The following is a 15,056-nucleotide window of genomic DNA, read 5'->3' on the forward strand; positions in this document are numbered from 1 at the left end:
CAACCGGACAGTCTCGGATCGACAAGCCGTGACGCAGGGGCTGTTCTACGTCGACGCCCTGCCTGCGGTCGGTGAGCTCGCGGTCGTCGAGGGCGACGAGGGCTTCCACGCCGCCAATGTGCGCCGCATCCGGCCCGGCGAGCGGTTGCAGCTCGGCGACGGCGCCGGGGAGCTGGCGCACTGCGAGGTCAGCGAGGTCGCAAAGGGCAGAGTGACGGCGCGGGTACTGGACCGGCGCTCCGTACCGCCCCCGTCGCCGACCGTGACCGTCGTGCAAGCGCTGCCCAAGTCGGATCGCTCGGAGTTGGCGATCGAATCGGCGACCGAGGCGGGCGCGGATGCGTTCGTGGCCTGGCAGGCCGCGCGCTGCGTGGCGCGGTGGGACTCGGCGGCCAAGGCCGAGAAGGGGCTGCGGCGGTGGAGTGCGGTGGCCCGCTCGGCGGCCCGGCAATCGCGGCGGGCCCGCATCCCCGAGGTCAGCGGGCCGGTCTCGACGGCCCAGCTGGTCGACGAGCTCACCGATCGTGACGCCGTCGTGCTCGCGCTGCACGAATCGGCGACGCAGCGGCTCGCCGATGTGGCGGTGGCCGCGGCGGATGCGGTGGTCCTGGTGGTGGGACCCGAAGGCGGGATCGCCGACGACGAGCTCGCAGCGCTGACAGACGCGGGTGCGACGGCCGTGCGGCTGGGGCCCACGGTGCTGCGGACTTCGACGGCCGCGGCCGTCGCGCTGGGGGCATTGGGCGTGCTGACCGGCCGGTGGTCGTGATACACCGCCACTTCGAGCATTGGGTCGTGTCGCTGACCAGCGGTAAACTGTGCGCAGACATCTGCAACGGCCAGGTCAGAACCAGAAAGCAGGCACTGAACCCTCTTGACGCCCCGCGAGACGACCGCTGACTCTGATCAGTCTTCTGAGTCGGTACGCAGCAGCATCAACATTCCGCCCGACCTCGTCGTGGGCCTATTGGGTTCCGCCGACGAGAATCTGCGCGCGCTCGAGCGCGACCTGGCGGCCGACATCCACGTGCGTGGCAACGCGCTGACCCTGTCCGGCGAACCCGCCGACGTCGCCCTGGCCGAACGGGTGATCTCCGAGCTGATCGCGATCGTGAGCAACGGCCAGGCCCTGAACCCCGACGTCGTGCGGCACAGCGTCGGGATGCTCACCGGAACCGGCAACGAGTCGCCCGCCGAGGTGCTCACCCTCGACATCCTGTCGCGGCGCGGCAAGACCATCCGGCCCAAGACGCTGAACCAGAAGCGCTACGTCGACGCCATCGATGCGCACACCATCGTGTTCGGTATCGGACCCGCCGGCACCGGCAAGACGTATCTGGCGATGGCCAAGGCCGTCAACGCATTACAGTCCAAGCAAGTGTCGCGCATCATCCTCACGCGGCCGGCCGTGGAGGCCGGTGAGCGGCTCGGCTTCCTGCCGGGCACGCTGAGCGAGAAGATCGACCCGTACCTGCGCCCGCTCTACGACGCGCTGCACGACATGATGGACCCGGAGCTGATCCCGAAGCTGATGAGCGCCGGGGTGATCGAGGTCGCGCCGCTGGCGTACATGCGTGGCCGCACTTTGAACGATGCGTTCATCATCCTCGACGAGGCGCAGAACACCACCGCCGAGCAGATGAAGATGTTCCTCACCCGGCTCGGCTTCAACTCGAAAATCGTTGTGACAGGCGATATCACGCAGGTCGACCTGCCCGGCGGGGCCGCTTCGGGCCTGCACGCGGCGATGCGGATCCTCGACGGCATCGACGACATCCACTTCGCCGAGCTCACCAGCGCCGACGTTGTGCGGCACCGGTTGGTGTCGGAGATCGTCGACGCGTACGCGCGGCACGACGAACCCACGCAGCTGAACCGGGCCCAGCGCCGCGCGTCCGGCTCCCGGTCCCGGCGGTAGCGGTCGATATGAGCATCGAGGTGTCCAACGAGTCGGGCATCGACGTCTCCGAAGAGGAATTGATCAGCGTCGCCCGCTTCGTCATCCGCAAGATGAAGGTCAACCCCGCGGCCGAATTGTCGATGGTGCTGCTCGACACCGCGGCGATGGCCGATCTGCACATGCGGTGGATGGATCTGCCCGGTCCCACCGACGTCATGAGCTTTCCCATGGACGAGTTGGAGCCCGGCGGCCGGCCCGACGCGCCCGAACCCGGTCCGGCCATGCTGGGCGACATCGCGCTGTGCCCGCAGTTCGCCGCCGATCAGGCCGCCGCGGCGGGGCATTCGCTGGGCCAGGAGCTGGCGCTGCTCACCGTGCACGGGGTATTGCACCTGCTGGGCTATGACCACGCCGAGCCCGCGGAGGAAAAAGAGATGTTCACCCTGCAGCGTCAACTGCTCGAGGAGTGGGTCGCCGACCAGGTCGAGGCCTACCACCAGGACCGCCAGTCCGAGAAGGAACGCCGGCTTCTGGACAACTCCCGATACTTCGACGAGCTGTGACCGGCGTCGGGCAGCTGATCTTCGCGATCGTCCTCGTCTTCTTCGGCGGGCTTTTCGCGGCGATCGACGCGGCGCTGAGCACGGTGTCGATGGCGCGCGTCGAGGAATTGGTCCGCGAGGAACGGCCGGGAGCGGTGCGGTTGGCCAGGGTGATGGCCGAGCGCCCTCGCTACATCAACCTGATCGTGCTGCTGCGCATCGCCTGCGAGGTCGGGCCGACGGTGTTGTTGGCCGCCTACCTCGACGGCCATCTCGGCGTCACATGGGGGTTGTTCGTCGCCGCCGCGATCATGGTGGTGGTGAGCTTCGTCGTGATCGGCGTCGGCCCCCGCACAATCGGCAGACAACACGCCTACACGATCGCCCTGCTCGCCGCCCTTCCGCTGCAAGCGCTTTCGGTGTTGCTGACACCGATCAGCCGGCTCCTGGTGCTGATCGGTAACGCGCTGACACCGGGTCGCGGATTCCGCAACGGCCCGTTCGCCTCCGAGATCGAACTGCGCGAGGTGGTCGATCTGGCGCAGCAGCGCGGGGTCGTGGCCGACGACGAGCGGCGAATGATCCAGTCGGTGTTCGAACTCGGTGACACTCCGGCACGAGAGGTGATGGTGCCGCGCACCGAGATGGTGTGGATCGAAAGCGACAAGACGGCGGGGCAGGCGACCTCGCTCGCCGTGCGCAGCGGCCACTCCCGTATCCCGGTGATCGGGGAGAACGTCGACGACATCGTGGGTGTCGTGTACCTCAAGGACCTCGTGCAGCGGACGTACTACTCGACCGACGGCGGTCGCGGCACCAAGGTTTCCGATGTCATGCGGCGCCCGGTGTTCGTACCCGATTCCAAACCGCTCGACGAGCTGCTGCGCGAGATGCAACGCGACCGCGTTCACATGGTGCTGCTGGTCGACGAGTACGGTGCGATCGCCGGCCTGGTCACCATCGAGGATGTGCTCGAGGAGATCGTCGGCGAGATCGTCGACGAGTACGACGCCGGCGAAGTGGTTCCCGTAGAAGACTTGGGGGACAACCGGTATCGCGTCTCGGCGCGGCTGCCGATCGAGGATCTCGGCGAGCTCTACGACATCGAGTTCGACGACGATCTCGACGTGGACACCGTCGGCGGTCTCGTCGCGCTGGAACTCGGTCGCGTCCCGCTCCCGGGCGCGGAGGTGACGTGGGACGGGTTGCGACTGCAGGCAGAAGGCGGACCGGACCACCGTGGGCGGGTGCGCATCGGCACGGTGCTGGTCAGCCGCACCGAACCTGCCCAAGGAGACGACGAGGACAACAATGAACGCTTGGGCGAAGAGCGGTGAGGCACAATGACTGACCTCGACAGTGAGGACGCCAAGCTCGTGACGCTGGCGCGCGGGGCGATGGCGAGGGCCGAGGCGGGCAGCGGCGCCGCCGTGCGGGACCGCGACGGGCGCACCTACGCGGCTGCTCCGGTGGCGCTGACGGCGTTGGAACTGACCGCCTTACAGGCCGCCGTGGCCGCAGCGGTGTCCAGCGGTGCGACCGGTCTGGAGGCCGCGGTGGTGCTCGGCGGATCCTCCGACGACGCGGGCGTGGCGGCGGTGCGCGAGCTGTCGGCGGATGCGGTGGTGATCGTCGCCGATCGATCCGGGCGTCCGGTGTCAAACCCGTGAGCGACGAATTCCGTTCGGGCTTCGTCTGTTTCGTCGGCCGGCCCAACACCGGTAAGTCGACCTTGACTAACGCGCTGGTCGGCACCAAGGTCGCGATCACGTCGAACCGCCCGCAGACCACCCGGCACACCATCCGCGGAATCGTGCACCGGGAGAACTTCCAGATCGTGCTCGTCGACACCCCGGGGCTGCACCGTCCGCGCACGCTGCTCGGCCAGCGGCTCAACGACCTGGTCAAGGACACCTACTCCGAGGTCGACGTCATCGGATGGTGCATCCCCGCCGACGAGAAGATCGGCCCCGGCGACCGCTGGATCCACGACCAGATCCGCGCGGTCGCCCCCAGGACCACGCTGGTCGCGATCGTCACCAAGATCGACAAGGTGTCCAAGGACCGCGTCGCGGCGCAATTGGTCGCCGTGAGCGAACTGGTCGGCCCCGACACCGAGATCGTTCCGGTGTCGGCGACCGCGGCCGACAACCTCGATGTGCTCGTCGACGTGCTGGCCTCCGAACTGCCGCCGGGGCCGGCGTTCTACCCCGACGGCGAGCTCACCGACGAGCCCGAGGAGACCCTGATGGCCGAGCTGATCCGCGAGGCCGCGCTCGAAGGTGTGCGCGACGAACTGCCGCACTCGCTGGCCGTCGTCATCGAGGAGGTCTCCCCGCGGGAGGGCCGCACACCGGAGCAGGGTGAACTGATAGACGTGCACGCCATCCTGTTCGTCGAACGCGAAAGCCAGAAAGGCATCGTCATCGGCAAGGGCGGGGCCAGGTTGCGCGAGGTCGGCACCGCCGCGCGCCAGCAGATCGAAAAGCTGCTGGGCACCAAGGTCTACCTCGACCTGAGGGTCAAGATCGCCAAGAACTGGCAACGCGACCCGAAACAACTGGGCCGCCTGGGCTTCTAGCTCAGCTCTGGGCGCCCGAGCCGGGCTCCCCGAACGGCCGTCCCGGGCCGTGCGCCGGCGGGGCCCCGTCGCCCTTGCCGTAGACCGCCACCACCACCGTGCGGTCGATCGCGTTCGCCGACCACACACCGATGTCGACGTTCGAGCAATCGGCCATGATCGCCTTGTAGTCCGGCCGGTGATACCACTGGTTGATCAACTCGATACCGCTCATCGCCAGTGCCGGGTTGATCGCCACCGTCTCGGTCACCGCACCCGCGTAGCCGGCGTTGCGCGCACGGTCGGCCACCGTGCTCCCGTCCGACCCGATGTCGCCGCCGAGTGCGCGGTTGTTGAGCACGTCGTTGGTGTGCCATTCGGCGGCCAGGCGCAGCTTCGGGTTGATCTTGATGTCGGTGTCGCAGCCGGCCTGTCGCTGCACGGTGTAGACGTTGGCCACCACACCGTCGTTGAACCGCTTGTTGTCAGCGGCCGCGGTCGGAACTCCAGCCACCAAGCCGCCCACCAGCCCCAGAACCGGAAATGCGCACGCGTAACCCAGCGCTCTCATGCCCGCAGACTCTACGCGACCTCCTCGGAGACGTCGTCGGGTTCGCGCCGATCGCGGGCCGCTACCGGCTCGTCGGAGGCCGCGGCGGGCTCGGGGTCGGGCGCGGGTGCGGGAAACCACCACGGCTCGGGCTGGCGCACCGTCCAGCCGTTGATCGCTTCAAGCTCCGCGGCCAGCGAGATCAACAACGGCTCGCTGTTGGCCGGACCCATCAGCTGAACGCCGATCGGCAGACCCTCGGAGGTGAACCCGGCCGGCACGTTGATCGACGGCCAGCCCAGCAGATTCCACGGCCAGGTCACCGGGCACGCCTTGATCATCGTGCGGTCGGTGGCCAGCCCGCCGAGCTCGTCGAACTCGTGCACCTTCGGCGGTGGCTGCGCGGTCGTCGGCGCCAGCACCACATCGGCGATGTTGAAGATGTATCCGATGCGGCGGTGCGCGCGAGCCTCGCGGGCGCGGGCCTTGCGCAGCACGTGCTCCGACAGCAGCCGGCCGGTGCGCAGGTTGGCTTTGGTCCGTTTGTCCAGTGTGACGCCGTGACCGAGCCGGTCCGCCCAGTCCAGCAGCCCGGACGTGGAGCGGGACAGGAAGTTCCACGACATCTCGAGGCTGTAGTCGGGATCGGCGGCGAACAGGCTGTGCCCGAGGTCCTCGAGCTGAGCGGCGACGACGGACATCGCTGCCTGGATCTCCGGGTGCAGTTTGGCCCGGAAACCGGTGAACGGAAACTTCGTCGACATCGCGATCCGCAGGGGACCGGGCGCCTGAGCCACGTATTCCGAAACCTTGACCGGCGGCGGCTGATGGCGATCGCCTGCGACGTTGCCGGACGCGGCGTCGAGCACCAGCGCCGCATCGGCGACGGTGCGCGCCAGCACCCCGTTGACCGTGATCCCGTTGAACGCCTCGGGCAGCGGCCATGTCGAGATGCGGCCGCGCTGCGGTTTGATACCGACCAGATGTGTCCACGCGGCGGGGATGCGCACGCTGCCCGCCCCGTCGGAACCGATCGCGGCGGTCACCAGCCCGGCCGCCACCGCCGCGGCGCTGCCGCCGGAGGAACCGCCGGGCGTGTGGTCACGCGACCACGGGTTGCGGGTATGGCCGAACGCGGGCCCGCTGGTGAACGGCCACTGACCCAGTTCGCAGGTGTTGGTCTTGCCGACGATGACCGCGCCTGCGGCCTTCAACCGCCGCACCACCTCGGCGTCCCGGGTGGCGGGGCGCACGTCACCGTCGGCGCCGAACCTGGTCGGATAGCCCGCGACGTCGACGTCATCTTTTACCGCGATCGGGATGCCGCAGAGCGGATACTTCGAAAGATCCTGGCCCGCGGCGCGTTTGCGGTGGGCGCGGGCGGCGTCGGCCAGCGCCTGCTCGGTGAACACGACGCGGAACGCGTTGAGCGTCGGCTGGCTGGCCGCGATGGCGTCGAGCGAGCGCGCAACCAGTTCCACCGACGTCACAGAGCCGCTCGCGAGCTGGAAGAGCTGTTGAGTGAGGGTGGGGAAGCGCGTGTTTTTGACCATCGAGTAGAAGCTTATCGGCGGTGCGGATCGGAATCTGACGGACCGCAGTGGGAGACTGAACCGATGCGGCTGTATCGGGACCGGGCGGTGGTGCTGCGCCAGCACAAGCTCGGCGAGGCCGACCGCATCGTGACACTTCTCACCCGCGATCACGGGTTGGTGCGGGCCGTGGCCAAGGGGGTGCGGCGCACCCGCAGCAAGTTCGGCGCCAGGCTGGAGCCGTTCGCGCACATCGACGTTCAGCTGCACCCGGGCCGCAACCTCGACATCGTCACCCAGGTGCAGGCCATCGACGCGTTCGCCTCCGACATCGTCAGCGACTACGGCCGCTACACCTGCGCCTGCGCGGTGCTCGAGACCGCCGAACGCCTGGCCGGCGAGGAGCGCGCCCCGGTGCCCGCGCTGCACCGGCTGACGGTGGCCGCGCTGCGGGCGGTGGCCGACGGTGGCCGTCCCCGTGAGCTGGTGTTGGACGCGTACCTGTTGCGCGCCATGGGGATCGCGGGTTGGGCCCCGGCGTTGACCGACTGCGCCCGCTGTGCCGCGCCGGGTCCGCACCGGGCTTTTCACGTGGCGGCCGGGGGCAGCGTATGCGTGCACTGCCGGCCCTCCGGGTCGGTGACGCCGCCCCAGGCGGTGTTGGACCTGATGGCCGCGCTGCACGACGGGGACTGGGAGTACGCCGAGACGTCGACCCCGTCGCACCGCAGCCAGGCCAGCGGCCTGGTGGCCGCGCATCTGCAGTGGCATTTGGAGCGCCAATTGCGGACGTTGCCGCTGGTGGAACGGGTGTACCGGGTGGATAGGAGTGTCGGCGACCTGCAGGCGTCGGTGGTCGGGCAGGATGTGCCACATGGCAAGCGAACGGGATGGGCGGAGGAAGAAGGCTCCGCCGACCTACCCACAGCTGCCTCCGGCGCCTGACGACTATCCCACGTTCCCGGACAAGTCGACGTGGCCCGTCGTCTTTCCCGAGATCCCCGCGGGCACCAACGGCCGGTTCGCGCGCCCGCCCCAGCACACGTCGAAGGAGGCCGCGCCGCGGATCCCGGCCGACCAGGTGCCCAAGCACGTCGCGGTCGTCATGGACGGCAACGGGCGCTGGGCCACCCAACGCGGCCTGCACCGCACCGAGGGGCACAAGATGGGTGAGGCCGTCCTCATCGACATCACTTGCGGGGCAATCGAAATCGGCATCAAACACCTGACCGTGTACGCGTTCTCCACCGAGAACTGGAAACGCAGCACCGAAGAGGTGCGCTTCCTGATGGGTTTCAACCGGGAGGTGGTGCGTCGCCGCCGGGAGAACCTCAACGACATGGGCGTGCGGATGCGCTGGGTCGGCTCGCGGCCCCGCATGTGGCGCAGCGTGATCAAGGAGTTCGACATCGCCGAGCAGATGACCGTCGGCAACGACGTCATCACGATCAACTACTGCGTCAACTACGGCGGGCGCACCGAGATCGTCGAGGCGACCCGTGAGCTCGCGCGCCTGGCCGCCGACGGCAAGATCAAGCCGGACCGCATCAGCGAAGCGACGTTCGCCAAGCACCTGCACCGCTCCGACATCCCCGACGTCGACCTGTTCATCCGGACGTCGGGAGAGCAGCGTGCCAGCAACTTCCTGCTCTGGCAGGCCGCCTACGCCGAGTTCGTGTTCCAGGACAAGTTGTGGCCGGATTACGACCGCCGCGACCTGTGGGCCGCCTGCGAGGAGTACGTCAACCGCAACCGTCGCTTCGGCAGAGCCGAATGATGTACCTGAGCGGAAGAGCCTGATGGCACTGCAGGAGCGGCTCGGCGAGATCCTCGACGGTGTGCTGCCGGTGACGCGAGAGGCCGACGGGGCGCTCACCGTCCACCACGACGAGACCTTCGCCTCGCTGCGCACGGTTCCGATCGCCGAGGGCCTGGAATTGGTGTCGCTCACCCAGATTCTGGCCTGGGATCTGCCGCTGGACGCCAAACTGCGCGCCGCGGTCGCCGAACACGCCCACAACACGCTGCTGGGTACGGTGTCGCTGACCTCCAAGAGTGCGCCGAAACAGGTGGCCGCCGGGGCCAAACGCAACTCCAAGAAAGCCGCGGATGTGCTGCTGCGCTACAACTTTCCGGCCGCCGGGCTGACCGATGACGCGCTGCGCACGCTGATCCTCATGGTGCTGGCCACCGGCGCCGAGGTGCGTCGGGCGTTAGTCGGCTGAACCGTTCGTCGCTGCGCACTGGACACAGACGCCGAAGATTTCGATCGTGTGGCTGACATCGGAGAAGCCGTGCTGCCGGGCGATGTCGGCCGCCCAGGTCTCGACGTCGCCGCCTTGAATCTCCACCGTCGAGCCGCACGCACGGCAGACCAGGTGGTGGTGGTGGTCCTCCGAACAGCGGCGGTACACCGACTCGCCGGTGTCGGTGCGCAACGTGTCGACGACGCCGGCCGCCGCCATCTGTTGCAGGGTGCGGTACACGGTGGTCAGCCCGATACCCTCGCCGCGCCGCCGCAGCTCGTCGTGCAGTTCCTGGGCCGAGCGGAACTCCTCGACGTTCTCCAGCAGGTCCGCGATGGCCGCGCGTTGTCGGGTCGCGCGCACTCCGGTCGTGTTCACTCGTCGGCCTCGGCCGCGTGCGTCACCGCCGCGACGACGATGTCGGCGAGGTGATGATCGACGAGGCGGTACATCACCTCGCGACCGGAGCGCTCACCGGCGACGACGCCCGCGGCCTTCAGAATGCGCAGGTGCTGGCTCACCAGCGGTTGGGGCACCGCCAGCGCGTCGACGAGCTCGTGCACGCAGCGCGCCGACTCCCGCAACTGCAGCACGATCGCGATCCGCACCGGGGCGGCCAACGCGCGCAGCAGGTCACCGGAGGTGTCGAGCACATCGCGCGAGGGCAGGTCGGGATACGGGGCGCCGCCGTGGTCGTGGGCGTCCTCGGCGACGACGCGTCCCTCGGCCAAAGTGGAAACGATTTTCATTACGGCCAACAATACATGCGCTTCCATGCATGTCAACGCCGCATCGCGGCCCCCCACCTCGGCGCGAGCGACCGCGTCTGCCCCCGAAATTGCGGCGTGTCGCCGGCCAACTGCGGTCGCTCGGCGGCGGTGAGGGTGTCGCTAGGCTATGCAGTCGTGGCTCACTCTTCCTCGATCATCGACACAGTTGCGAACCTGGCGAAGCGGCGCGGTTTGGTCTACCAGGCGGGGGAGATTTACGGCGGCACCAAGTCGGCGTGGGACTACGGCCCGCTCGGGGTGGAACTCAAGGAGAACATCAAGCGTCAGTGGTGGCGGTCGGTGGTGACCAGCCGCGACGACGTCGTGGGCCTGGACTCGTCGATCATCCTGCCTCGCGAGGTATGGGTGGCGTCCGGACACGTCGACGTGTTCAACGATCCGCTCGTCGAATGCCTCAACTGCCACAAGCGCCATCGGCAGGATCACCTGCAGGAGAACTACGCCGAGAAAAAGGGGATCGAGGATCCCGAATCCGTGGCGATGAGCGAAATCGCCTGCCCGGACTGCGGGACCAAGGGCCAGTGGACCGAACCGCGCGACTTCAACATGATGCTCAAGACCTACCTCGGGCCGATCGAGACCGAGGAGGGCCTGCACTATCTGCGGCCGGAGACTGCCCAGGGCATCTTCGTCAACTTCACCAATGTGGTGACCACACAACGTAAGAAGCCGCCGTTCGGTATCGCGCAGACCGGCAAGAGCTTCCGCAACGAGATCACGCCCGGCAACTTCATCTTCCGCACCCGCGAGTTCGAGCAGATGGAGATGGAGTTCTTCGTCGAGCCGTCGAGCGCACGCGAGTGGCACCAGTACTGGATCGACGAGCGGCTGCAGTGGTACGTCGAGCTGGGCATCGACCGCGACAACCTCCGGCTCTACGAGCATCCCAAGGAGAAGCTGTCGCATTATTCCGACCGCACCGTCGACATCGAGTACAAGTTCGGCTTCCAGGGCAACCCGTGGGGTGAGCTGGAGGGTGTCGCGAACCGCACCGACTTCGACTTGTCCACGCACTCAAAGCATTCCGGTGTCGACCTGTCCTACTACGACCAGGCCAACGACACCCGCTACGTCCCGTACGTGATCGAACCGGCGGCCGGGCTGACGCGCTCGTTCATGGCGTTCCTGGTCGACGCCTACGCCGAGGACGAGGCGCCCAACGCCAAGGGCGGCGTCGACAAGCGAACCGTGTTGCGGCTGGACCCGCGGCTTGCGCCGGTCAAGGCCGCGGTGCTGCCGTTGTCGCGCAACGAGGCACTCTCGCCGAAGGCGCGCGACCTCGCCGCGGACCTGCGCAAGTGCTGGAACGTGGAATTCGACGACGCGGGCGCGATCGGGCGGCGCTACCGCCGCCAGGACGAGATCGGCACCCCGTTCTGCGTGACGGTCGACTTCGACACGCTCGAGGATCACGCCGTCACGGTCCGCGAGCGCGACGCGATGACACAGGACCGGGTGTCACTCGACAACGTCAGCGACTACCTCGCCGCCCGCCTCAAAGGCTGCTAAGCCCACTACCGCGAGCGCCCGTGTTTGTCCGCAACACGCCGCGAGACTGTGACACCTCGCGGTCGCTCGCGCGAGCCGAGCAACCTAGAAGCGCCCCCCGCCGCCGAACATCCCGCCTCCGCCACCGGAGCCGCCGAACGAACCGGGGCTGAATCCGCCACCGCCGAATCCGCCGAATCCCCCGCGCATTCCGCCGCTGAGGATGTTGCCGATGAGGATGCCGCCGATGATCGCGCCCATATTGCCCCCACCGCCGCGGCCGCCGCCGCCGAACGGGCCCATGTAGGAACTCTGCGCATTCTGAACATCGGCGTTGGCCAGGTTCTGCGCCTGTGATGCGAGCATCGCGGCGCCGTTGGCGTGTTTGACGGCCTCGGCCGGTTCGGTGGCCCGCCTCTCTTCGGCTGCGCCGATCTGGCGGACGGCCTCGGCCAAGCGGGTCCGGGCCTCGGGGCCGACGATGCCGCGACGGGTGTCGATGAAGTCCGACACCGACCTCACCCGCGAGCGCGCCGTGAACAGCGCCTCGTCCAGCGCTCGGTTGAGCCGTTCGGCGGCCTCTCGCTCCTGTTCGACGGCGGCCAGCAGCCGGTCCAGATCGGCGTCGGCCTTCGTCAGTTCGGTGAAAGTACCCAGTGGGTCAGCGGCTTTCGAGCGCTGCGCGGCGGCGACGGCGGCCGCTGCCGCATCGCGCGCCTCGGCCAGTTGCGCGGCCTGCGGCACGTTGCCCTGCTGCAGCAAGGCGCCGGCCTGCTTGATGCCGTTCTGGATGTCCTCGATCGCCGCGGGCAACGTGGCCGCGGCGCGACGGATGTCGCTGGCGGCGCTGTCCACCGCGTCGAGCAGACCGCGCGCCTGCACCAACGCCGACTCCGCCGCACGCACACACTCGACGAGCTCGCTCTGGCGTCCCGGCACCGGGCGGGCGGCAAGGTCGCGCCCGCGGCCGATGCTCTCATCGGCGAAGTCGAGCAGCTCCTTGGCCGCATCGACGTTGCCCGCAACCGAACTCAGCGCCGTCGAATCGAACTCTCTGTGCAGCTCGGCCAGTTTCTGGCGCGACGGCTCGAGCCGAGCGGTGATGTCCACCACCCGCTGAGTCATGGAGTCGAGTTTGGACGGAGCGTTGATCACCAGGTTTCGCAGCTCGGTGAACGCGTCGCGCTGCGCGTCGAGCTCTCGGTCGGCCTTGGCCGCCGCGACGACCACACGGGTCAGCAGGTCGCGCCGCTGCGCCGGGGTTTCGGGGATGGCGTCATCGAGGATCTGGCGGACATTGAACGCTTGGGCGAGCGTGGTTTTCGCATTGTTGACCGCCCGCGTGAACGGCTCGGTCCGTGCGGTGCCGAACTCTTCGACCGCCAACTCCAGCTCGTGGTCGCTGGTCCGCACCGCGTTGTCGACCTCGACCACCATCGCTCGCGACAGGTCGTCGAGCGCGTCCAGTGACACCGCCGCCAGTGCCTGCGGGTCGCTCGGGTCGACTCTGCGCGCAGCGGCGAACTCGGCCTCCCTACGCTTGCGCTGCCGTCGTCGGCGCCAGATCATCAGCACCACCACCGCGAACGCGATCACTCCCAGGGCGATGAGCAGTCCGACCCAACTCAGACTCGACCCCGAGCTGCCCGACCGGGCGAGCCCGTCGGCCGCCGCGACCGCCGCGCCGGCCCAGTCGCCGCTGCGCAGCGCGGGTTCGACGTCGTTGCGCCGCACGCTGTCCACCCGGCTCGAGCTCAACTCCGTTGCGCTGTCGGGCACCAGGAAGGCATATGAGCGGTCGACCGTGGCCACCGCCAACAACGCGTCATAGGAACCCAAGTCGCTGACGCGCATGGTGTTGCGCGCCCACGTCTCGGCCGACTGACCGGAGAACGAGTCGACGTAGACGACCCACAACCGGGTCCTGCGGCTGTTGTAGAGCGAGTCGACCGCCGAGGTCACCTCCGCCCGACCGGCGCTGTCGAGGACGCCCGCGTTGTCGGTGACGTAGCCCGGCAGTCGAAACGGTGGCTCGGCAGCCGCCGTCGGCGCGATGAGCGCACCGGCGGTGAGCAAGGCGAGCACGAGGGTCAGCAAGCGGACGAGGCGCATGCCCGCCAATCTAGTGCGCGACGCGGTCGGGCCGGTTGGTGCTGGCAGACTATCCGTCGGTGACAGGCAACGCAGATCCCTACGACGAGTTCGACCGCCGGCGATGGGTGGCCGAATCGCCGAAGAGTGCTGCGCTGCCGGGGACCGACACCGAGCACCGCACCGATTTCGCGCGCGACCGGGCACGGGTACTGCACTGCGCGGCGCTTCGTCGACTGGCCGACAAGACCCAGGTGGTCGGGCCGCGCCAGGGCGAGACACCGCGCACCCGGCTGACCCACTCGCTGGAGGTCGCCCAGATCGGCCGCGGCATGGCGATCGGCCTGGGTTGTGACCCCGACCTCGTCGACCTCGCAGGCCTGGCCCACGACATCGGTCACCCGCCCTACGGCCACAACGGCGAGCGTGCCCTCAACGAGATCGCCGCCGACTGCGGCGGCTTCGAGGGCAACGCCCAGAACTTCCGCATTCTGACCCGCCTCGAGCCGAAAACCCTTGACGCAGAAGGCGGTAGTGCGGGGCTGAACCTCACCCGGGCCGCACTGGACGCCGTCACCAAGTATCCGTGGCGTAGGGGGACGCGGCAGGCGAAATTCGGTTTCTACGAGGACGACGTGCCCGTGGCCGACTGGGTGCGCGCCGACGCGCCCGCCGAGAAACCCTGCCTGGAGGCGCAGGTCATGGACTGGGCCGACGACGTCGCCTACTCGGTGCACGATGTCGAGGACGGGGTGGTCTCCGGTCGCATCGACATGCGGGTGCTGGCCGACAACGACGCGGCGGCGGTATTGGGTCGACTCGGGGAGTCGAGCGGGATGGGCGCCGGGCTGCGGTCCGACGACCTGGTGGCAGCCGCGTCGCGGCTGTCCAGCCTGCCGGTCGTGGCCGCCGTGGGTAAGTACGACGGCACGCTCGCCGCATCCGTCGCGCTCAAGAAGTTGACCAGTGAGCTCGTCGGCCGGTTCGCGTCCGCGGCAATCGCAGCGACCCGGGAGGAATCGGGCCGGGGCCCCCTGGTCCGCTACCAGGCCGAGCTGCGCGTCCCGGATCTGGTGCGGGCCGAGGTCGCCGTGCTCAAGATCTTGGCGCTGCAGTTCATCATGTCCGATCCCCGGCATCTGGAACTGCAGGCCCGCCAGCGCGAACGCGTACACCGCGTGGTGGCGTGGGTCGCCGCGGGGGCGCCGGCGACGCTCGACCCGATCTTCGTGCCGGCGTTCAACGCCGCCGGTGACGACGGAGCCCGCCTGCGGGTGGTCATCGACCAGGTCGCGTCCTTCACCGAGGGCCGTCTCGAGCGGTTGGAACCCGCCTAGGCTTCCGCCCGGGGCGCTC

16 protein-coding genes are annotated in these 15,056 nt (G+C 68.7%); 11 read left to right on the forward strand and 5 right to left on the reverse strand.

The genetic code is table 11. From position 1 onward, the window contains the following. The first annotated feature begins 28 nt into the window (after window positions 1-28). The 6 genes from AU197_RS23160 to era all read left to right on the forward strand — a co-directional run bounded on the left by AU197_RS23160 (window position 29) and on the right by era (window position 5,023). Window positions 29-769 carry a 16S rRNA (uracil(1498)-N(3))-methyltransferase gene (locus AU197_RS23160; RefSeq protein ID WP_064405832.1) on the forward strand — a complete coding sequence of 247 codons (741 nt, stop codon included), beginning with the start codon at window positions 29-31 and terminating at the stop codon, window positions 767-769. A gap of 105 nt (window positions 770-874) precedes the next feature. Further along, complete coding sequence (locus tag AU197_RS23165) at window positions 875-1,918, forward strand: PhoH family protein (protein WP_064405834.1); 1,044 nt, start codon at window positions 875-877, stop codon at window positions 1,916-1,918. Window positions 1,919-1,926: 8 nt separating this feature from the next. Beyond that, window positions 1,927-2,463: an rRNA maturation RNase YbeY gene (gene ybeY / locus AU197_RS23170; RefSeq protein ID WP_064347598.1), complete on the forward strand. Its 537-nt coding sequence runs from the start codon at window positions 1,927-1,929 to the stop codon at window positions 2,461-2,463. Then, window positions 2,460-3,779 (forward strand): hemolysin family protein, encoded by a 1,320-nt coding sequence (locus AU197_RS23175; protein ID WP_064405836.1) that lies wholly within the window; start codon window positions 2,460-2,462, stop codon window positions 3,777-3,779. The genes ybeY and AU197_RS23175 overlap by 4 nt, the downstream gene beginning before the upstream one ends. 6 nt (window positions 3,780-3,785) lie before the next feature. Next, window positions 3,786-4,112 carry a cytidine deaminase-like protein gene (locus AU197_RS23180; protein WP_064347603.1) on the forward strand — a complete coding sequence of 109 codons (327 nt, stop codon included), beginning with the start codon at window positions 3,786-3,788 and terminating at the stop codon, window positions 4,110-4,112. Continuing rightward, window positions 4,109-5,023 carry a GTPase Era gene (era, locus tag AU197_RS23185; protein WP_064405838.1) on the forward strand — a complete coding sequence of 305 codons (915 nt, stop codon included), beginning with the start codon at window positions 4,109-4,111 and terminating at the stop codon, window positions 5,021-5,023. Before AU197_RS23180 ends, era begins: the two co-directional genes overlap by 4 nt. A gap of 1 nt (window position 5,024) precedes the next feature. On the opposite strand, the gene AU197_RS23190 is transcribed toward era, so the two are convergent. Both AU197_RS23190 and AU197_RS23195 read right to left on the reverse strand, forming a co-directional pair. Then, complete coding sequence (locus tag AU197_RS23190; RefSeq protein ID WP_064405840.1) at window positions 5,025-5,573, reverse strand: CAP domain-containing protein; 549 nt, start codon at window positions 5,571-5,573, stop codon at window positions 5,025-5,027. Between the two features lie 11 nt (window positions 5,574-5,584). Next, window positions 5,585-7,105, reverse strand: coding sequence for an amidase (locus tag AU197_RS23195; protein ID WP_064405844.1), 1,521 nt, complete (start codon window positions 7,103-7,105; stop codon window positions 5,585-5,587). 63 nt (window positions 7,106-7,168) lie between these two features. On the opposite strand from AU197_RS23195, the gene recO reads away from it, so the two are divergent. Genes recO through AU197_RS23210 form a run of 3 tightly spaced genes read left to right on the forward strand, consistent with a single transcriptional unit; the run spans window position 7,169 to window position 9,309 of the window. Next, window positions 7,169-8,029, forward strand: coding sequence for a DNA repair protein RecO (gene recO, locus AU197_RS23200; RefSeq protein ID WP_064405845.1), 861 nt, complete (start codon window positions 7,169-7,171; stop codon window positions 8,027-8,029). Beyond that, window positions 7,959-8,861, forward strand: coding sequence for a decaprenyl diphosphate synthase (locus AU197_RS23205; protein WP_064405847.1), 903 nt, complete (start codon window positions 7,959-7,961; stop codon window positions 8,859-8,861). The genes recO and AU197_RS23205 overlap by 71 nt, the downstream gene beginning before the upstream one ends. 22 nt (window positions 8,862-8,883) lie before the next feature. Further along, a complete protein-coding gene (locus AU197_RS23210) occupies window positions 8,884-9,309 on the forward strand; it encodes a hypothetical protein (RefSeq protein ID WP_064405849.1) in 426 nt (141 codons plus the stop codon). On the opposite strand, the gene AU197_RS23215 is transcribed toward AU197_RS23210, so the two are convergent. Together AU197_RS23215 and AU197_RS23220 are read right to left on the reverse strand one after the other, a co-directional pair. Beyond that, window positions 9,298-9,708 carry a Fur family transcriptional regulator gene (locus tag AU197_RS23215; RefSeq protein WP_064405850.1) on the reverse strand — a complete coding sequence of 137 codons (411 nt, stop codon included), beginning with the start codon at window positions 9,706-9,708 and terminating at the stop codon, window positions 9,298-9,300. The genes AU197_RS23210 and AU197_RS23215 overlap by 12 nt on opposite strands. Continuing rightward, complete coding sequence (locus tag AU197_RS23220; protein ID WP_064405852.1) at window positions 9,705-10,079, reverse strand: ArsR/SmtB family transcription factor; 375 nt, start codon at window positions 10,077-10,079, stop codon at window positions 9,705-9,707. The genes AU197_RS23215 and AU197_RS23220 overlap by 4 nt, the downstream gene beginning before the upstream one ends. 156 nt (window positions 10,080-10,235) lie before the next feature. Here AU197_RS23220 and AU197_RS23225 point away from each other — a divergent pair, with 156 nt between their 5' ends. After that, complete coding sequence (locus tag AU197_RS23225) at window positions 10,236-11,630, forward strand: glycine--tRNA ligase (protein ID WP_064405854.1); 1,395 nt, start codon at window positions 10,236-10,238, stop codon at window positions 11,628-11,630. A gap of 84 nt (window positions 11,631-11,714) precedes the next feature. On the opposite strand, the gene AU197_RS23230 is transcribed toward AU197_RS23225, so the two are convergent. After that, window positions 11,715-13,721, reverse strand: coding sequence for a TPM domain-containing protein (locus AU197_RS23230; RefSeq protein ID WP_064405856.1), 2,007 nt, complete (start codon window positions 13,719-13,721; stop codon window positions 11,715-11,717). A gap of 59 nt (window positions 13,722-13,780) precedes the next feature. Between AU197_RS23230 and AU197_RS23235 the strand changes: the two genes are divergently transcribed. Beyond that, entirely contained in the window at window positions 13,781-15,037 is a 1,257-nt protein-coding gene (locus AU197_RS23235; RefSeq protein ID WP_064405999.1) for a deoxyguanosinetriphosphate triphosphohydrolase, read from the forward strand. Window positions 15,038-15,056: the final 19 nt, after the last annotated feature.

Source organism: Mycobacterium sp. IS-1590 (genome assembly GCF_001500025.1).
In the GTDB taxonomy this organism is placed as follows: Bacteria; Actinomycetota; Actinomycetes; order Mycobacteriales; family Mycobacteriaceae; genus Mycobacterium.